Here is a 14,796-nt window from a genome sequence, read left to right on the forward strand (position 1 = left end):
AATCAATAAAAAGCCGAGCAGTAACAGTCTTGCCTGAGAGAAGTGGTTCATGCATAATTCAGCGCGTCGCGAAGGGCTGCCTTCGTGCCACTTGGCTACGTAGCTCAGCTGGTTAGAGCACATCACTCATAATGATGGGGTCCCCTGTTCAAATCAGGGCGTAGCCACCAGTTACGACAGGACGCCCGATCGAGTCATCTCGATCGGGCGTCCTTCGTTATGTGCCTACCTTGACAGAGTTTCTGCCAAGATACGCCCTTGACCTTACGTGGGCGATCCGTATACTACGCACCGTGTTCACGGCCATTCCCGGATAGCTCAGTCGGTAGAGCAAGTGACTGTTAATCACTGGGTCGCAGGTTCGAGTCCTGCTCCGGGAGCCACGAACGCACGCTGATCATGACGCACGTCATTCCTCGATAGCTCAGTTGGTAGAGCAAGTGACTGTTAATCACTGGGTCGCAGGTTCGAGTCCTGCTCGAGGAGCCATCAGCTATCACCACTCCGTGGGAAGTCCTTTCCCGCCATGTCGTTCCCGGATAGCTCAGTCGGTAGAGCAAGTGACTGTTAATCACTGGGTCGCAGGTTCGAGTCCTGCTCCGGGAGCCAATCCTTGTCGTTCTTGCTTCCCTCGTTGTCGGCTCGTGCCGAGTCGCAGTCAGCGTTGATTGCGTGACCAGTCTGGCAGGCCGTTACTGCCGTATACTCGTTGCAAGAAGAACCGATAGGAATCCTGCCATGCGCAGCGCGCTCTCATGTGGCTTGTTGATGTGTCTGGTTGCCATTACAGGGCATGCCCTCGATGCGCCGGAAGGGCGAGTCATATTGACGATCACCGGCAGCATCGGCGTAACCAACGGGGAAGGTGCGGCGCTGTTCGATCGCGCCATGCTGGAAGCCATGCCCCAGCATACGATCAGGACCCATACCCCCTGGCACGACGGTCAGGTCACCTTTGCCGGCCCGCTGGGACGCGACGTCCTGGATGCCGTCGGGGCCCAGGGCGAGATGCTGCGGGTGATGGCGCTGAACGATTACAGCGCCAGCATTCCGGTCGACGATTTCAATCAGTATGACGTGATACTGGCGATGACCCTGGATGGCGTGCCCTTGCGGGTGCGCGACCAGGGGCCGCTGTTCGTCATTTACCCCTTCGACGACCAGCCCGAATTGCTCAACGAGAAGATCATGTCCCGCTCGGTCTGGCAGGTCGCGCATATCGATGTTCTCGCGGAGTAGTGCCATGTCGCGCACGGCAAGTCAGGGCCTGCGATACCGTATCGCGGCCTGTGCCGCTATCGTGCTGTTCGGCTCGGCGCTGCTGACGGCAAAGATCATCCATGACCGAATGCGGCAGATCGAGCATCGCATGCTCGAGGATCTCACCTGGTCGGCTTACCAGTTCGATCGCGAGGTCAGAGAGATGCGGATGACGCTGTCGCCCTGGCACGGAGATCTCGATGAACTGTTGCTGCGCTATGAAATCCTGTATAGCCGTGCCGATCTCTTCGGCCGCGGTGAGCTGAAGCAGAGTCTGACCACGCAGCCTCTGGGCGAGGCCCTGGAGCGTGCCGTTGCGCTGACGTTCGAGCTCGATTCCGTGCTGTCGCCGCTGGAGAGTGGCGATGCCGTACTCGACGATGCCATCTTGACGACACTGATGGAACGGTTGCTCGCGCTACAGCAGAAGACCTCTCGCTTGATCCTCGACATCAATGCTCACGTTGCCTTGTTACGTACCCATGAGCGCGACGACCTGTGGAACCTCTATACGCTGTTGCTCGTGCTCATCGTGCTGCTGATGGGGGCAGGCTCGGTGCTGGTGGCCTTTCTGATCAGGGAGGGCAGGACCAATCGGGAGCGGCGCTATCTGCTCGAGATCCAGGCGCGTGAACTCGATGCTGCGGTGCAGAGGGCGGAAAGGGCGAGCCAGGCCAAATCGGAATTCATGGCGGTGATGAGCCATGAGATACGCACGCCGCTCAATGGCATCGTCGGCGTGGCACAACTACTCACCTATGAGCCGTTGAGCGATCATGGCGCTCGGCTGCTGGGTACCCTGGATGACAGCCTGGTGAGTCTTCAGGCGGTCATCAACGACGTGATCGACTATACCAAGTTCGACGCGGGTGTGCTGGATCTCGATTCGCAGCCATTCCAGCCGAGTGAACTCATCGACCAACTGGAGCGGCACTACGGCGTGCTGAGCGCGAGTCGGGGTGTCGCTTTCAGGGCCGAGCAGGAGGATTCGCTACCTGGCTGGGTGCTGGGCGACCTGACTCGCATTCGTCAGGTGCTGATGAACCTGCTCAACAATGCCTTCAAGTTCACCTCGGCCGGTGAGGTTCGCCTGACGATACGGCGCGGTGAAGACGACACGCTATGCTTCCGCGTCGAGGACACGGGGTGCGGCATTCCCGAGCAGAGCCGGGCCCATATCTTCAAGCCTTTCACCCAGGCTGACAGTACCATCGCGCGCCGCTACGGCGGCTCGGGGCTGGGGCTTGCCATCTGCGAGCGGCTGGTCAAGGCCATGCAGGGGCGCATCGATTTCACCACGGAAATGGGCGTGGGCAGTTGCTTTCAGGTTCGGTTACCGCTGCGCGTACCGAGCCGGGAGGCCATCGAACGCTACGCCAAAACGCGTCAGGAGCCGGCCTTGAGCCTGCCCAGGGGAAGCGTTCTCATCGTCGAGGACCAGCCTGCCAACCGTGAACTGGCCAGAGCCCTGCTGGAGCGATTGGGCCAGCGCGTCAGTGTGGCTGCCGATGGTCAGGAGGGGTTGACACTGATGGCGAGCCATCGCTTCGACCTGGTGCTGATGGACATGCAGATGCCCATACTCGATGGCCTGGAAACCACCCGGCGCTGGCGCCGTCAGGAGTCGGACAGGCTCACGCCGCTGCCCATCGTGGCGCTGACGGCCAATGCGACACCCTCGGCCAGGCAGCGCTGCCTCGAGGCCGGTATGAACGATGTGCTGTGCAAGCCGTACACGCGTCACGAGCTGCAGCGAGTCATCCAGCAGTGGATGCTGCCGAACGGCGCTCATGAATACACCGGGGCAGGGCTCGACGCGACTGCTTCGGATACGCTCCCAGCAGCCCCTCAGGATCACGTCGGCGAAGCGGAGGTGGAGATCGATCCTGCCACGCTGACCTCACTGCGCGAAGCGCTGGATGAAAAGGCGCTGCATCACCTCGTGCGGAAGTTCGTCGAGCGGCTGGACGAGGATCGCGCGGCCCTGCGGCGGGATCTTGATCGGCATGATCGTTCTGGCCTCAGGGAGACCTCGCACTCGCTGAAGGGAGCGGCCGCGTCCATGGGCTGCGCAGCGCTGTCGCAAGCCGCTGCCAGGCTTGAGCAGATGGCCGAGGCGGCAGGGCTGGAGGCACTCGAGGCCACGGTGGAGCGGATAACGCATCTTGGGCATCTGAGCGGAGCGGCCTTTGCCAGGCTGGGGTATGGGGCTGAGTATGTGGCCACCGGTGACGCACCTCGCGACGATCTGGCGTCGCCGGCCGAGGGGTGAGTCGAGCCTTACGGGCTGTTTCAGCGTGGCTGGGAGAGGCGACGGCCGACCGCAGCGACGAACGCGCTGAGCCGATCCGCCGTCATGGGTTTGGCCAGCCAGAACCCCTGGATCTCATCGACGTCGAGTGCTTCGAGGTAGTCGCGCTGACGCTGGGTTTCCACTCCTTCGGCAATCGTTTTGAAGCCCAGCCCCTGACTCAGAGTCGTGAGCGAGCGGACGATGGTGCGGCAGGAACGCTCCTCGGTCACGCTGTTGGTGAAGCTACGGTCGATCTTCAGCGTATCGATCGGGAAGCGTAACAGGTAGTGGTAGGTGGAGTGGCCGGTACCGAAGTCATCGATGGCAATCGAAAACCCCAGATCCTTGAGTTCGAGCAGCATCTTCAGCGTCTGCTCGGGATGACTCATGGCGGCACTCTCGGTGATCTCCAGCTCGAGCTGTTTGGGCAGCAGGCGATTGGCAGTCACATGGGCCATGATGCGCTGGGGAAAGTCGGGCTGGTTGAATTGCACGGCGGAGAGGTTGATGCTCATGCGCAGGTGCAGGCCGGCCCGTTGCCACTCGGCAAGCTGCCGGCAGGCTTCACCGATGACCCAGTCGCCGACATCGACGATTTGGCCGGACTCCTCCAGCAGCGGGATGAATTCCGCCGGTGAAACCACTCCACGGCTGGCATGGCGCCAGCGTAGCAGGGCTTCCACAGCGCTGATATGACCATCGGCCAGGTGCTGCTGCGGCTGATAGACCAGAAAGAACTCGTCTCTTTGCAGCGCCTGCTGCAGATGGGCCTCGAAGCTCAGCGCGCCGCTATCGGTGTGGCCAAGAATCTCCTGCTTCAACAGCAGTCGCTGTTGGCCTGTCTGAGAGCGGGCGAGGCGCTGCGCCTGTAGTGCGGCGCCCAGTAGCGTTTCGGCATCCCGTGCATCATCAGGGTATACGCTAGCACCGGCGGTGAAGTCGATGTAGACCTCTTGTCCGGCGATGTGTTGAGCCCGGGCCAGGGGCGGCATCCACTGCTGACAGAGCTGGCGAGGGTCTGCCGAGTCCGGTAGAGGGACGGCTACGCCAAAGCTGCCGGCCTCCAGGCGTCCGAGCAGGGCGTGGCTCGGCGCAAATCGTTCCAGGCGCCGTGAGAACAGCACCAGAGCTTGATCGCCTGCGCGAATGCCCAGGGCTTCATTGATGCGATGCAGGCGGCTGATATCCAGTACCGCCACCAACCAGCGGGTCTCGGGGGCCTGCGCCAGCCGCTCGGCGAGCAGGCCAAGAAAGCAGTGGCGTTTGGGCAGCCCGGTCAGCTCGTCGTGGGCTGCCAGGTAAAGCGCCTTGTCCTCGAAGGCGCGTAGAGCGGTAACGTCCTGAAAAGCACCCACCAGGCAGTGTTCGTTGCTTTGATCGGCGCTTTGCAGGCGCAGGGTGCGTTCGAGGTTGCCCTGGCCAATGGTAAGCTCGAGGTCCAGTCCCTCGCGGTTCTGGCTGGCGACGCTGAGGGCCGTCTCCAGCCGCTGTCTGTGCTCGGGGGAGGCCAGCGCCGTCAGTTCCTCCACGCCGCCGGGCAGAGTGGGCCAGCCCAGCATGTCGGCGGCGCCTTCCGACCATTCCAGCTTGCCGCTGTGGACGTCGAGGTGCCAGAAGCCCAAGCGGGCGAGCTTGCAGGCGCTGGCCTGTTCCAGCTGCGCTTCGCGCAGGGCTCGCTCGCGGGCGGCGCCGCTAAGTGCATAGCGTACCCGCTCGGTCAGCAGCGGCAGGTTGATCGGCTTGGGCATGAAGTCGGTCGCGCCGGCATCGAAGGCGTCGTTGATCGAGCCTACGTCGTCATGACCGGTCAGCATCAACAAGGGTACGTGACGACCGTTGATCCCGGCCTGGCCGCTGCGAATGGCGCGCAGGGTGCCGAAGCCGTCCAGTCTCGGCATGTCCATGTCCACCAGCACCAGGTCGGGTGCATGCTGGCCGAAGACTTCGAGCCCCTCCTGGCCATCGGCGGCGAGCAGCACCCGGTATCCCTTGCGCTGCAAGCCGGAGGCGATCAGCAGGCGAATGGTGGGGTCGTCATCGACGACCAGCACGGTGATCAGGGCGACTTTGTCGCTGCTGCTCTCCGCTGTCGTATCGTTAGTCGGCTGATGGTGCGTAAGGAGGGCGGTGGCTGGATGAAGCCTGCCTGTATCGGTCATGTGCCTTCCCCCGCGCAGGGTGCGCATCGGGCATGCGCTGAACGTGTTACGCGCCTCTGGCGAGCCGCATGGTGCACGTCCATCCTCAGGCATCGGCGAGGTGGCGACAAGGATATCCGTTTAACGCAGCCATCAACCTAGGTGAAGTTCGAAGTACACGAAGAAAAACGAGTGACGCCCGGCGCGTGTCGTTACGCCGGGCGTCCGGTGGGGTAGGGCAAGTCTGGCGCGACTAGAAGCGACCGGCCAGGCGCCGCTGGGTCAGTTCGGCATAGTCGGCCAGGATGGCAGCGGCTTCGGTCACCTGGACGCGCTCTACCGGCTCCTCTTCGTTCTCCTCGCCGCGAGCATCGATCAGCTCGTTCAGCGGATCCAGCCCCAGGGCCTCGCGGCGCCGGTTCTCCAGCGCCAACTGCTCGGCGTCGCGCGCTTCCACTTCGCGCTGGCGCTGTTCGCGGTCGAGGCTGACGGTGGTCTGCTCTTCGCGCATGCGCCGGGCTAGCTCGGTGCGCTCCTTGAGGAAGATGAAGTTGGGATGCGAGTCGGCGCGTTCGCGGTGGCGGGAGCGCAGGGTTTCCAGATACTCCCAGGGCTCGCCGTAGTGGCGATACTGCACGGCTTGCACCGTATCCCACTCGAGGGCGTTGTCGAGACTGCTCTCACCGATGCGCTCGGGGTCGACCAGGTCGGGGAAGAGAATGTCGGGCTCGACGCCGCGATGCTGGGTGCTCTCGCCCGAGATACGGTAGAACTTGGCGCGGGTCAGCTTGATCTGGCCATGGCTCAGGTCGTTCAAGGTCTGTACGGTGCCCTTGCCGAAGGTGGCACTGCCCAGCACCAGGCCGCGGCCGTAGTCCTGAATGGCGCCGGCCAGGATCTCAGAGGCCGAAGCCGAGAGACGGTTGACCAGCACGGCCAACGGGCCGTCATAGAGCGTGCCGGTCTCGGTGTCGCCGTAGAGGTTGATGCGGCCGCGGGCATCGCGCACCTGCACCGTGGGGCCGCGGTCGATGAACAGACCGAGCAGGGAGTTGGCTTCCTGCAGCGCACCGCCCCCGTTGTTGCGCAGATCGAGGACCAGACCGTCGATGCCTTCGGACTTGAGACGCTCGACTTCGCGGGCCACGTCGCGGGTGGTGCTGCGGAACTCCTCGGCACCGGACTGCCAGGCATCGAAGTCGACGTAGAAAGTGGGGATGGTGATCACGCCGATGCGCTTGTTGCCGTCTTCGCGTTCGACCTCGACGATTTCACCCTTGGCGGCCTGGTCTTCGAGATCGACCGTGTCGCGGGTGATCTCGACGGTGCTGGAGCGGGTCATGTCGACGGCTTCAGCCGGCACCACCTCGAGGCGTACCACGGTACCCTTGGGACCGCGGATGAGATCGACCACCTCGTCGAGGCGCATGCCTACCACGTTGACGATCTCCTCGTCCTCCTGGCCCACGCCGACAATGCGGTCGGCAGGCTCGAGCACGCCGGCACGATCCGCCGGGCCGCCGGGTACCAGGCTGGTGACCTTCACGTATTCGCCGTCGGACTGCAGCATGGCGCCGATGCCTTCCAGCGACAGCCGCATCTGGATGTCGAAGGATTCGCCCTGGCGCGGAGATAGGTACTCGGTATGCGGGTCGATGCTGCTGGTCACCGCGGCCATGAACAGGCCGAACACGTCCTCGCCGTTGGTCTGGCGCAGACGCGACAGCTGGCCTTCGTAGCGCTGACGCAGGTTGTTCTCTACCTGCTCTTCGTCCTGACCGCTGATGTCGAGGGTGAGAGCGGCGTTCTTGAGACGTTTGTACCACAGCTCGTCGAGCTCGGCTTCGCTGGTGGCCCAGTCGGCTTCGCGGCGGTCGAGGTCGAGCCGCATGTCGCTCTCGTAGGTGAAGCCCAGCCCCTCGTCGATGGCGCTCAGCAGCCACTCGAAGCGGCTCTCGGCGCGATCGTGATAGCGCTGGTAGAGCTCGAAGGCCGGTGCCAGGTCGCCTTCGAAGAGCATGTCGTCGATACGCTCCTCGAAGTGGCGGAATTCGTCGATGTCGCTTTCCAGCAGGAAGGCGCGCTGGCCATCGAGGATATCGAGATAGCGCTCGAACGCCAGGCGTGACCAGGTGTCGTCCAAGGCGGTTTCGGCGTAGTGGCCGTAGCGCAGTGACTCGGCGACTTCCAGAGCCGCCTGCCGATGCGAGTCGTTGGGCTGGATCTGGGCTAGCGCCAATTGAGCGCACGACAACAACGTCACCAGCGAGAGAATCGCTGTGTGCCTAAGAACGACTGACAGGCTCATCAATGAAGCACCCCTGGTTTCGTGTACACTTCCTTCCCTAGACAAGCGTATGGCTCATGAGTTGCGAGGCCAGACGTCGCATTGTAGCAGTTCTTGCGTCAACCACGACCCCTGATGAGGATCCACATGTCTCGGGAAGCTCGTCTCGAGCGTCTGCTCGAATTTCTCAATCGCTCGCCGACCCCCTGGCATGCCGTCTCGGCCATGGCCGAACGGCTCGATGCCGCCGGCTTCCGCCGGCTGGACGAGAGTCAGGCCTGGGAGGTCTCGCCCGGCGAGCGTCTCTACGTGACGCGCAATGGTTCGTCGATCGTGGCGCTGCAGCTCCCGCATGACGGGCTGGAGGCGCTGCGCATGATCGGCGCCCATACCGACAGCCCCGGCCTGCGTCTGAAGCCCAACGCCGCTCAGCTCTCGGCAGGCTGGTTGCAGCTCGGCGTCGAACTCTACGGCGGCGCCTTGCTGGCGCCCTGGTTCGACCGCGACCTGGGCCTGGCCGGCCGCGTTCACGTGCGGCATCCCGACGGCCGCATCGAAGGCGTGCTGCTGCAGGTGGACCGGCCCATTGCCATCATTCCCAGTCTGGCGATCCATCTCGACCGCGAGGTCAACAACGGACGGCCGATCAACGCCCAGACCCAGATGCCGCCGGTATTTCTGCAGGGTGGTGACAAGGCCGACCTGCAGCGGCTGCTGCTCGAATGGCTGGAGGAACAGAACGGCACCGTCGGCGCCGAGATCCTCGATTTCGAGCTGGCCCTGTATGACGTGCAGCCCCCGGCATTGGTCGGTGTCGGCCGTGAGCTGGTCGCCAGTGCGCGCCTCGACAACCTGCTGTCCTGCTTCATCGGGCTCGAAGCGCTGCTGGAGAGCGACGGCAGCCAGGGCGTGGTGCTGGTGGCCAACGATCACGAAGAGGTCGGCAGCGCCAGCGCCTGCGGTGCTCAGGGGCCGTTTCTCGGCGACGTGCTGCGGCGAGTCAATGCCCAACTGGGCGAGCCGGGTGACGAAGGCTTCATTCGTCTGATCCAGGCATCGCGGATGATCTCCTGCGACAACGCCCACGCCCTGCATCCCAACTTCACCGACAAGCACGATGCTGCCCATGGCCCCGCGCTCAACGGTGGCCCGGTGATCAAGGTCAACGCCAATCAGCGCTACGCCACCAACAGCGCGACGGCAGCGCTGTTCCGCGATCTCTGCCGCGAGGCCGAGGTTCCGGTGCAGACCTTCGTCACCCGTGCCGACATGGGCTGCGGTAGCACCATCGGGCCGATCACGGCCACCGAGCTCGGCGTGCCGACGCTGGATGTGGGCGTACCGCAGTGGGCCATGCACTCGATCCGCGAAACGGCGGGCAGCCGCGACGTGGAGTACCTGACCCGAGCGCTGGTCGCCTTCGCCAACCGGCCGCGGCTGGCCTGATGTTCACTGAGCCCTTGACGTTCAATTAGCCAAGAAATGCCACCACGAAAAACCCGGCGCCAGGGCGCCGGGTTTTTTTCGATTTCTGGTGGCTACGCCCTGACTCGAACAGGGGACCCCATCATTATGAGTGATGTGCTCTAACCAACTGAGCTACGTAGCCATTCAACGGGGGCGAAGTTTACGGATTCACCCCTATCAGGTCAAGCCTGAAGGCTATACATTGAAGCGGAAGTGGATCACGTCGCCGTCCTTGACCACGTATTCCTTGCCCTCGAGGCGCCACTTGCCGGCATCCTTGGCGCCTTGTTCGCCACCCAGGGTGACGAAGTCGTCATAGCCGATCACTTCGGCGCGGATGAAGCCCTTCTGGAAATCGGTGTGAATCACGCCGGCGGCCTCGGGGGCAGTGGCACCCACCTTGACGGTCCAGGCGCGCACTTCTTTCACCCCAGCGGTGAAGTAGGTCTGCAGGCCGAGCAGTTTGTAGCCGGCGCGAATCACCCGGTCGAGGCCGGGCTCTTCCATGCCCATCTCGCTGAGGAACATGGCGCGCTCGTCGTCGTCGAGTTCGGCGATCTCGGCTTCGAGCTGGTTGCACACCGGCACCACCACGGCGCCCTCCTCGGCGGCAATCTCGTTTACGATGTCGAGGTAGGGGTTGTTCTCGAAACCGTCCTCGTTGACGTTGGCGATGTACATGGTCGGCTTGAGCGTGAGGAAGCCGAAGCTCTTGACCTGGCGCTTCTCGTCGTCGTCGAGGCCGAAGCTGCGCAGCGGCTGGCCCTCGGCCAGATGCGGCTGGATGCGCTCCAGGATCGCCTTGGTGGCGATGGCGTCCTTGTCACCGCCCTTGGCCACGCGCACCAGGCGCTGGATGGCACGCTCGACGGTGTCGAGATCGGCCAGCGCCAACTCCAGGTTGATGGTCTCGATATCCGCGCGCGGGTCGACCTGGTTGGCCACGTGGATGACGTTGTCGTTGTCGAAGCAGCGCACCACGTGGGCGATGGCCTGGGTCTCGCGAATGTTGGCCAGGAACTGGTTGCCAAGCCCCTCGCCCTTGGAGGCGCCCGCCACCAGGCCGGCGATGTCGACGAACTCCATGGTGGTGGGGATCACCTTCTGCGGACCCACGATCTCGGCCAGCTTGTCGAGGCGCGGATCGGGCATCGGCACGATGCCGACGTTGGGCTCGATGGTGCAGAAGGGGAAGTTCTCGGCATCGATGCCGGACTTGGTCAGGGCGTTGAAGAGGGTCGACTTGCCCACGTTGGGCAGACCGACGATACCGCAGTTGAAACCCATGATGATGTCCTGAGTAAGATGGCGAGTGGTGCTCGCGAACGGGCGCTATTCTAGCGCAGCCTTGGCGCCGGTTCAGCCCGAGAAGCTGTGCAGCCGGCTCATGGCGCGGGCCCAGTCGCCCGACACGGCCAGTGGCAACGTGGCCAGGCACTCGTTGAGGGCACCGCCGATGGCTTCGAGCTCCGCCTTGCCGGGGCGCCCGAGTACGTAGTTGGTGACCTGGCGCGAATCGCCGGGGTGGCCGATGCCGATGCGCAGACGGTTGAAGCCTTTCTCGCCCAGCGCGCTGATGATGTCGCGCAGGCCGTTGTGCCCGCCGTGGCCGCCGCCCTGCTTGTAACGGGCCGCGCCGGGGGGGATGTCCAGCTCGTCGTGGGCCACCAGCAGCTCGTCGGGGGCGATCTTGTAAAACTGGCACAGGGCCGCGACGGCGCCGCCGCTGCGGTTCATGAAGGTGGTGGGCTCGAGCAGATGCAGCTCCTGGCCATTCAGCAGCACCTTGGCATAGAGGCCGAGGAACTTCTTCTCCTGACGCAGCTCGGTGCCGGCCTGGCGTGCCAGGATTTCCACCAGCCAGGCGCCGGCGTTGTGGCGTGTGGCGGCGTAGTTGTCACCGGGATTGCCCAGTCCGATGATCGCCTTGATCTGCGGCATGCGGGGTCTCCAAACAAAAACAAGCGCCGCAGCGCTTGGTCGAGACGGAAAGGGGCCGCCCAAGGCGGCCCCCGACGGCATGGCTTATTCGGCGCTGCCTTCGCCTTCTTCGCCTTCCTCACCCTCGGCCGCTTCACCGCGGGTCTTGGGCTTGGTGATGCTCAGCACGGCGTTGTCATGGTCGGCACCGTGGGTCAGTTCGACCAGGGTCACGCCAGCCGGCAGCTTGAGGTCGGAGAGGTGCAGGGTGGTGCCCAGCTCGACGTTGGTGATGTCGACTTCCAGGAAGTCCGGCAGGTCCTTGGGCAGACAGCTGATCTGGATCTCGTTGGAGAGAATGTGCAGCTCGCCGCCCTGGTCCTTGATGCCCTTGGACTTCTCTTCGCCCACCACGTGCAGCGGCACGTTGATGGTGATGGCGTGAGTGGCGTCCACGCGCATGAAGTCGGCGTGGGTGACCAGCGGCTTGTACGGGTGGCGCTGCAGATCGCGCACGACCACCTGCTCCTTCTTGCCGTCGATGACGAGGTTGAGCACGGAGGAGAAGAAGGACTCGTCCTCGATGGCCTTGTAGAACGGGGCCTTCTCGAGGGAGATCGGCTGCGGCGCCTTGTCACCGCCGTAGACGATGGCGGGCACTTCGAGGTTCGCACGACGCAGGCGGCGGCTCGCACCTTTCCCCAGGTCGTTACGAACGCTGGCATTGAGTGTGAAATCGGACATGTTGTTGCCTCTTGCTGAATGTAAGGGAGACGTGCGACCCGCGACCTGATCGCGACGTTCCCGAAAGCCCCCGTGGGGCGCTACTCCGCTGCCTTGTTCTTGCCGAGAGTCGTCGAGAATCTCAGTGGAACATGGCGCTGACGGATTCTTCGTTGCTGACGCGGCGGATCGCCTCGGCGATCAGGCCGGCCACGCTGAGCTGACGAATCTTGCCGCTGCGAAGGGCGACGTCGGACAGCGGGATGGTGTTGGTCACCACCACTTCGTCGAGTACCGAACCGGTGATGTTCTCCACCGCCGGCCCGGAGAGAATCGGGTGGGTGGCGTAGGCCACCACGCGGCGCGCGCCGTGATCCTTCAGCGCGTCGCCGGCCTTGCACAGGGTGCCGGCGGTATCGATCATGTCGTCCACCACCACGCAGGTGCGGTTCTCGATCTCGCCGATGATGTGCATCACCTGGGCCTGGTTGGCCTGGGGGCGACGCTTGTCGATGATGGCGAGGTCGGCATTGAGCTGCTTGGCGATGGCGCGGGCGCGGACCACGCCGCCCACGTCGGGCGAGACTACCACCAGGTCATCGTAGTTCTGACGTTCGATGTCGTCGAGCAGGATCGGCGAACCGTAGACGTTGTCCACCGGGACGTCGAAGAAGCCCTGAATCTGGTCGGCATGCAGGTCCATGGTCATGACCCGATCGACGCCGGCCTTGACCATCATGTCGGCCACCACCTTGGCCGAGATCGGCACTCGGGCGGAGCGTACCCGGCGATCCTGACGCGCGTAGCCGAAGTAGGGCACCACGGCGGTGATACGGGTGGCCGAGGCACGGCGCAGAGCGTCAACCATCAGGATCAGTTCCATCAGGTTGTCATTGGTCGGTGCGCAGGTGGACTGCAGAATGAAGACGTCCTTGCCGCGAACGTTCTCGTTGATCTCGACCGCGATCTCGCCATCGCTGAACTGCCCGACCGTGGCGTTCCCCATACGAGTATCGAGACTCTCGGCGATTTTCTGGGCGAGTTCGGGGTTGGCATTCCCGGCAAAAACCATCAATTTTGACACGCGCATCCACCTATGCAGTGTTGGGGAGCTCAGTTGGCGATACAGGATACCGCAAGCACGGCGATTCGGCGCTTGCTGACAGCACGTTCATCGGCCAAGAGCAGCATGTAGCGGGGAGAGGTTCAGGCCGCGAGCCATGAAAGCAGTATAGTGGCTCGGTAGCTCGGCCATGATGTGCCGCGCTTCGGTCTGCGAGTCGAGCCGGGCGAAGATGCAGGCACCGGTTCCCGTCAGCATGGCGGGTGCCCGGAAGCCTAGCCAGTCGAGTGCCTCGGCGACCTGCGGATAGAGTGACCGGACCGTCGGTTCGCAGTCGTTGCTCCAGCTGGGCGCTCCCCCCTGCAGTGCGCGCGCCATGGTAATCGTGGCAGTGTCACGTGTCAATTGCGCTGCCCCGAACACCGCGGCTGTGGCGACTTCGATGCCGGGGTGAACGACCACGAACCAAGGGGTGTCCAGCGCTACCGGAGTGAGCCTTTCGCCCACTCCTTCGGCCCAGGCGGCTTGGCCGCGGACGAACACCGGCACGTCGGCGCCGAGGCGCAGGCCGAGTTCGGCCAGCCGGTCGAGCGGGAGGTCGAGACGCCACAGGCGGTCGAGGCCGAGCAGCGCGGTGGCGGCATCGCTGCTGCCGCCACCCAGGCCGCCACCCAGCGGCAGGCGCTTGGTCAGGTGGATGTCGGCGCCCAGACGACAGCCGCTCTCGGCTTGCAGCAGCCGGGCCGCCCGCACGATCAGGTTGTCGCTGTCGGGCACACCCGGCAGGGCTGGTATCAGGCGGATCTGCTCATCGTCGCGCCGGCGCAGGTGCAGCGTGTCGCCGTGATCGAGGAACTGAAACAGCGTCTGCAGCTCGTGATAGCCATCGGCACGGCGGCCGACGATGTGCAGCATGCGGTTGAGCTTGGCCGGCGCCGGCAGGGTGAGCTCGGTTGCGGTCGCGCCGTCGCTCATCGGATCGATCGTCGACCCAGGCAGCGACTCAGTCATCGAGGACGGGGCGCCACTCGGTGACCACCAGGGTCACGCGCAGGTCGTCGTACTCCATGATCAGGCGACGCGGCAGCCACAGCGACTCCACCTCGACCCAGTCGCGATAGTCGATCTGCCAGCCGTCCTGCTCCAGACGCTGAGGAAAGCCCGTGTCGTCGTGTTCGAGCCGGTACTGGCTGTGGTCGGCGGGCAGGCCGCGGATCCAGTCGGCCAGCGAGCTGACCGGCAGCGACCAGCCGAGCTGCTGCTGCATCAGCGCTTCCGGGGTCTCGGCGACGAAGCGGCCATCGGCGTTGGTCAGCGAGAAGCGCCCCTCACGGCCTTCGAGCAGGTTGCGGCCGCTGCCGAAGGGGCCACTGATCAGCATGCGGTAGTAGTGCGGATGCTGACTCCAGTCGAGATTGGCGCTGGTCGACTCCTGGGGCGTGCGCAGGCCGGCCTTGCCGACCAGGATCCAGGTGTCCAGCTCGGCGAGGCGTTCCTGCTGCGCTTCCCAGCGGTCGGCGCGCATGTCGGGCGCGGTCGTCGGGGCGGCGCAGCCGGCCAGCAGGGCAAGTGTCAGGCCCGCCGCCAGGCATCGTATCGTGGTCATCCGGTGGTTCATGACGTCGTCTCGTGGGGCAGTGGGTTG

At 64.2% G+C, this 14,796-nt stretch carries 11 protein-coding genes and 5 tRNA genes; 7 read left to right on the top strand and 9 right to left on the bottom strand.

Going from position 1 to position 14,796, the window contains the following annotated elements:
• The first annotated feature begins 93 nt into the window (after window positions 1-93).
• The 6 genes from HOP59_RS05290 (at window position 94) to HOP59_RS05315 (ending at window position 3,532) form a co-directional block, all read left to right on the top strand.
• Window positions 94-170 (top strand) — tRNA-Met (locus HOP59_RS05290).
• A gap of 137 nt (window positions 171-307) precedes the next feature.
• A tRNA-Asn gene (locus HOP59_RS05295) sits at window positions 308-383 on the top strand.
• A gap of 30 nt (window positions 384-413) precedes the next feature.
• A tRNA-Asn gene (locus HOP59_RS05300) sits at window positions 414-489 on the top strand.
• A gap of 44 nt (window positions 490-533) precedes the next feature.
• Window positions 534-609 (top strand) — tRNA-Asn (locus HOP59_RS05305).
• 129 nt (window positions 610-738) lie between these two features.
• Entirely contained in the window at window positions 739-1,239 is a 501-nt protein-coding gene (locus tag HOP59_RS05310) for a putative pterin-binding protein (RefSeq protein WP_234253091.1), read from the top strand.
• 4 nt (window positions 1,240-1,243) lie between these two features.
• Window positions 1,244-3,532 (top strand): ATP-binding protein, encoded by a 2,289-nt coding sequence (locus HOP59_RS05315; RefSeq protein WP_234253092.1) that lies wholly within the window; start codon window positions 1,244-1,246, stop codon window positions 3,530-3,532.
• 20 nt (window positions 3,533-3,552) lie between these two features.
• Here the strand turns inward: HOP59_RS05315 and HOP59_RS05320 are convergent, their stop codons facing one another.
• Window positions 3,553-5,712, bottom strand: coding sequence for a putative bifunctional diguanylate cyclase/phosphodiesterase (locus HOP59_RS05320; RefSeq protein WP_234253093.1), 2,160 nt, complete (start codon window positions 5,710-5,712; stop codon window positions 3,553-3,555).
• A 232-nt stretch (window positions 5,713-5,944) separates the two neighbouring features.
• Window positions 5,945-7,999, bottom strand: coding sequence for a carboxy terminal-processing peptidase (locus tag HOP59_RS05325; RefSeq protein ID WP_234253094.1), 2,055 nt, complete (start codon window positions 7,997-7,999; stop codon window positions 5,945-5,947).
• Window positions 8,000-8,125: 126 nt separating this feature from the next.
• Between HOP59_RS05325 and HOP59_RS05330 the strand changes: the two genes are divergently transcribed.
• The gene (locus HOP59_RS05330) at window positions 8,126-9,424 is read left to right on the top strand and encodes a M18 family aminopeptidase (RefSeq protein ID WP_234253095.1); all 1,299 of its coding nucleotides are present in this window, start codon (window positions 8,126-8,128) and stop codon (window positions 9,422-9,424) included.
• A gap of 86 nt (window positions 9,425-9,510) precedes the next feature.
• On the opposite strand, the gene HOP59_RS05335 is transcribed toward HOP59_RS05330, so the two are convergent.
• The 7 genes from HOP59_RS05335 to lolB all read right to left on the bottom strand — a co-directional run bounded on the left by HOP59_RS05335 (window position 9,511) and on the right by lolB (window position 14,757).
• Window positions 9,511-9,587: transfer RNA gene (locus HOP59_RS05335), tRNA-Met, on the bottom strand.
• A 53-nt stretch (window positions 9,588-9,640) separates the two neighbouring features.
• Window positions 9,641-10,732, bottom strand: coding sequence for a redox-regulated ATPase YchF (gene ychF / locus HOP59_RS05340; RefSeq protein ID WP_234253096.1), 1,092 nt, complete (start codon window positions 10,730-10,732; stop codon window positions 9,641-9,643).
• A 72-nt stretch (window positions 10,733-10,804) separates the two neighbouring features.
• Window positions 10,805-11,386 (bottom strand): aminoacyl-tRNA hydrolase, encoded by a 582-nt coding sequence (gene pth, locus HOP59_RS05345; RefSeq protein ID WP_234253097.1) that lies wholly within the window; start codon window positions 11,384-11,386, stop codon window positions 10,805-10,807.
• 84 nt (window positions 11,387-11,470) lie between these two features.
• The gene (locus HOP59_RS05350; RefSeq protein WP_234253098.1) at window positions 11,471-12,109 is read right to left on the bottom strand and encodes a 50S ribosomal protein L25/general stress protein Ctc; all 639 of its coding nucleotides are present in this window, start codon (window positions 12,107-12,109) and stop codon (window positions 11,471-11,473) included.
• 121 nt (window positions 12,110-12,230) lie between these two features.
• Complete coding sequence (locus HOP59_RS05355) at window positions 12,231-13,172, bottom strand: ribose-phosphate pyrophosphokinase (RefSeq protein ID WP_234253099.1); 942 nt, start codon at window positions 13,170-13,172, stop codon at window positions 12,231-12,233.
• A gap of 87 nt (window positions 13,173-13,259) precedes the next feature.
• Window positions 13,260-14,126 carry a 4-(cytidine 5'-diphospho)-2-C-methyl-D-erythritol kinase gene (gene ispE, locus HOP59_RS05360; RefSeq protein WP_234253100.1) on the bottom strand — a complete coding sequence of 289 codons (867 nt, stop codon included), beginning with the start codon at window positions 14,124-14,126 and terminating at the stop codon, window positions 13,260-13,262.
• Window positions 14,127-14,154: 28 nt separating this feature from the next.
• Entirely contained in the window at window positions 14,155-14,757 is a 603-nt protein-coding gene (gene lolB, locus HOP59_RS05365; RefSeq protein ID WP_234253101.1) for a lipoprotein insertase outer membrane protein LolB, read from the bottom strand.
• Between the last annotated feature and the right edge of the window lie 39 nt (window positions 14,758-14,796).

This window comes from Billgrantia aerodenitrificans, assembly GCF_021404405.1.
GTDB lineage: Bacteria > Pseudomonadota > Gammaproteobacteria > Pseudomonadales > Halomonadaceae > Halomonas > Halomonas aerodenitrificans.

Bases quoted from the DNA above. Each gene is read 5' to 3' on its own strand.
- HOP59_RS05330 (WP_234253095.1), top strand. From the start codon at position 8,126: ATGTCTCGGGAAGCTCGTCTCGAGCGTCTGCTCGAATTTCTCAATCGC.
- ispE (WP_234253100.1), bottom strand. From the start codon at position 14,126: ATGAGCGACGGCGCGACCGCAACCGAGCTCACCCTGCCGGCGCCGGCC.
- lolB (WP_234253101.1), bottom strand. From the start codon at position 14,757: ATGACCACGATACGATGCCTGGCGGCGGGCCTGACACTTGCCCTGCTG.
- HOP59_RS05320 (WP_234253093.1), bottom strand. From the start codon at position 5,712: ATGACCGATACAGGCAGGCTTCATCCAGCCACCGCCCTCCTTACGCAC.
- ychF (WP_234253096.1), bottom strand. From the start codon at position 10,732: ATGGGTTTCAACTGCGGTATCGTCGGTCTGCCCAACGTGGGCAAGTCG.
- HOP59_RS05350 (WP_234253098.1), bottom strand. From the start codon at position 12,109: ATGTCCGATTTCACACTCAATGCCAGCGTTCGTAACGACCTGGGGAAA.
- pth (WP_234253097.1), bottom strand. From the start codon at position 11,386: ATGCCGCAGATCAAGGCGATCATCGGACTGGGCAATCCCGGTGACAAC.
- HOP59_RS05310 (WP_234253091.1), top strand. From the start codon at position 739: ATGCGCAGCGCGCTCTCATGTGGCTTGTTGATGTGTCTGGTTGCCATT.
- HOP59_RS05325 (WP_234253094.1), bottom strand. From the start codon at position 7,999: ATGAGCCTGTCAGTCGTTCTTAGGCACACAGCGATTCTCTCGCTGGTG.
- HOP59_RS05315 (WP_234253092.1), top strand. From the start codon at position 1,244: ATGTCGCGCACGGCAAGTCAGGGCCTGCGATACCGTATCGCGGCCTGT.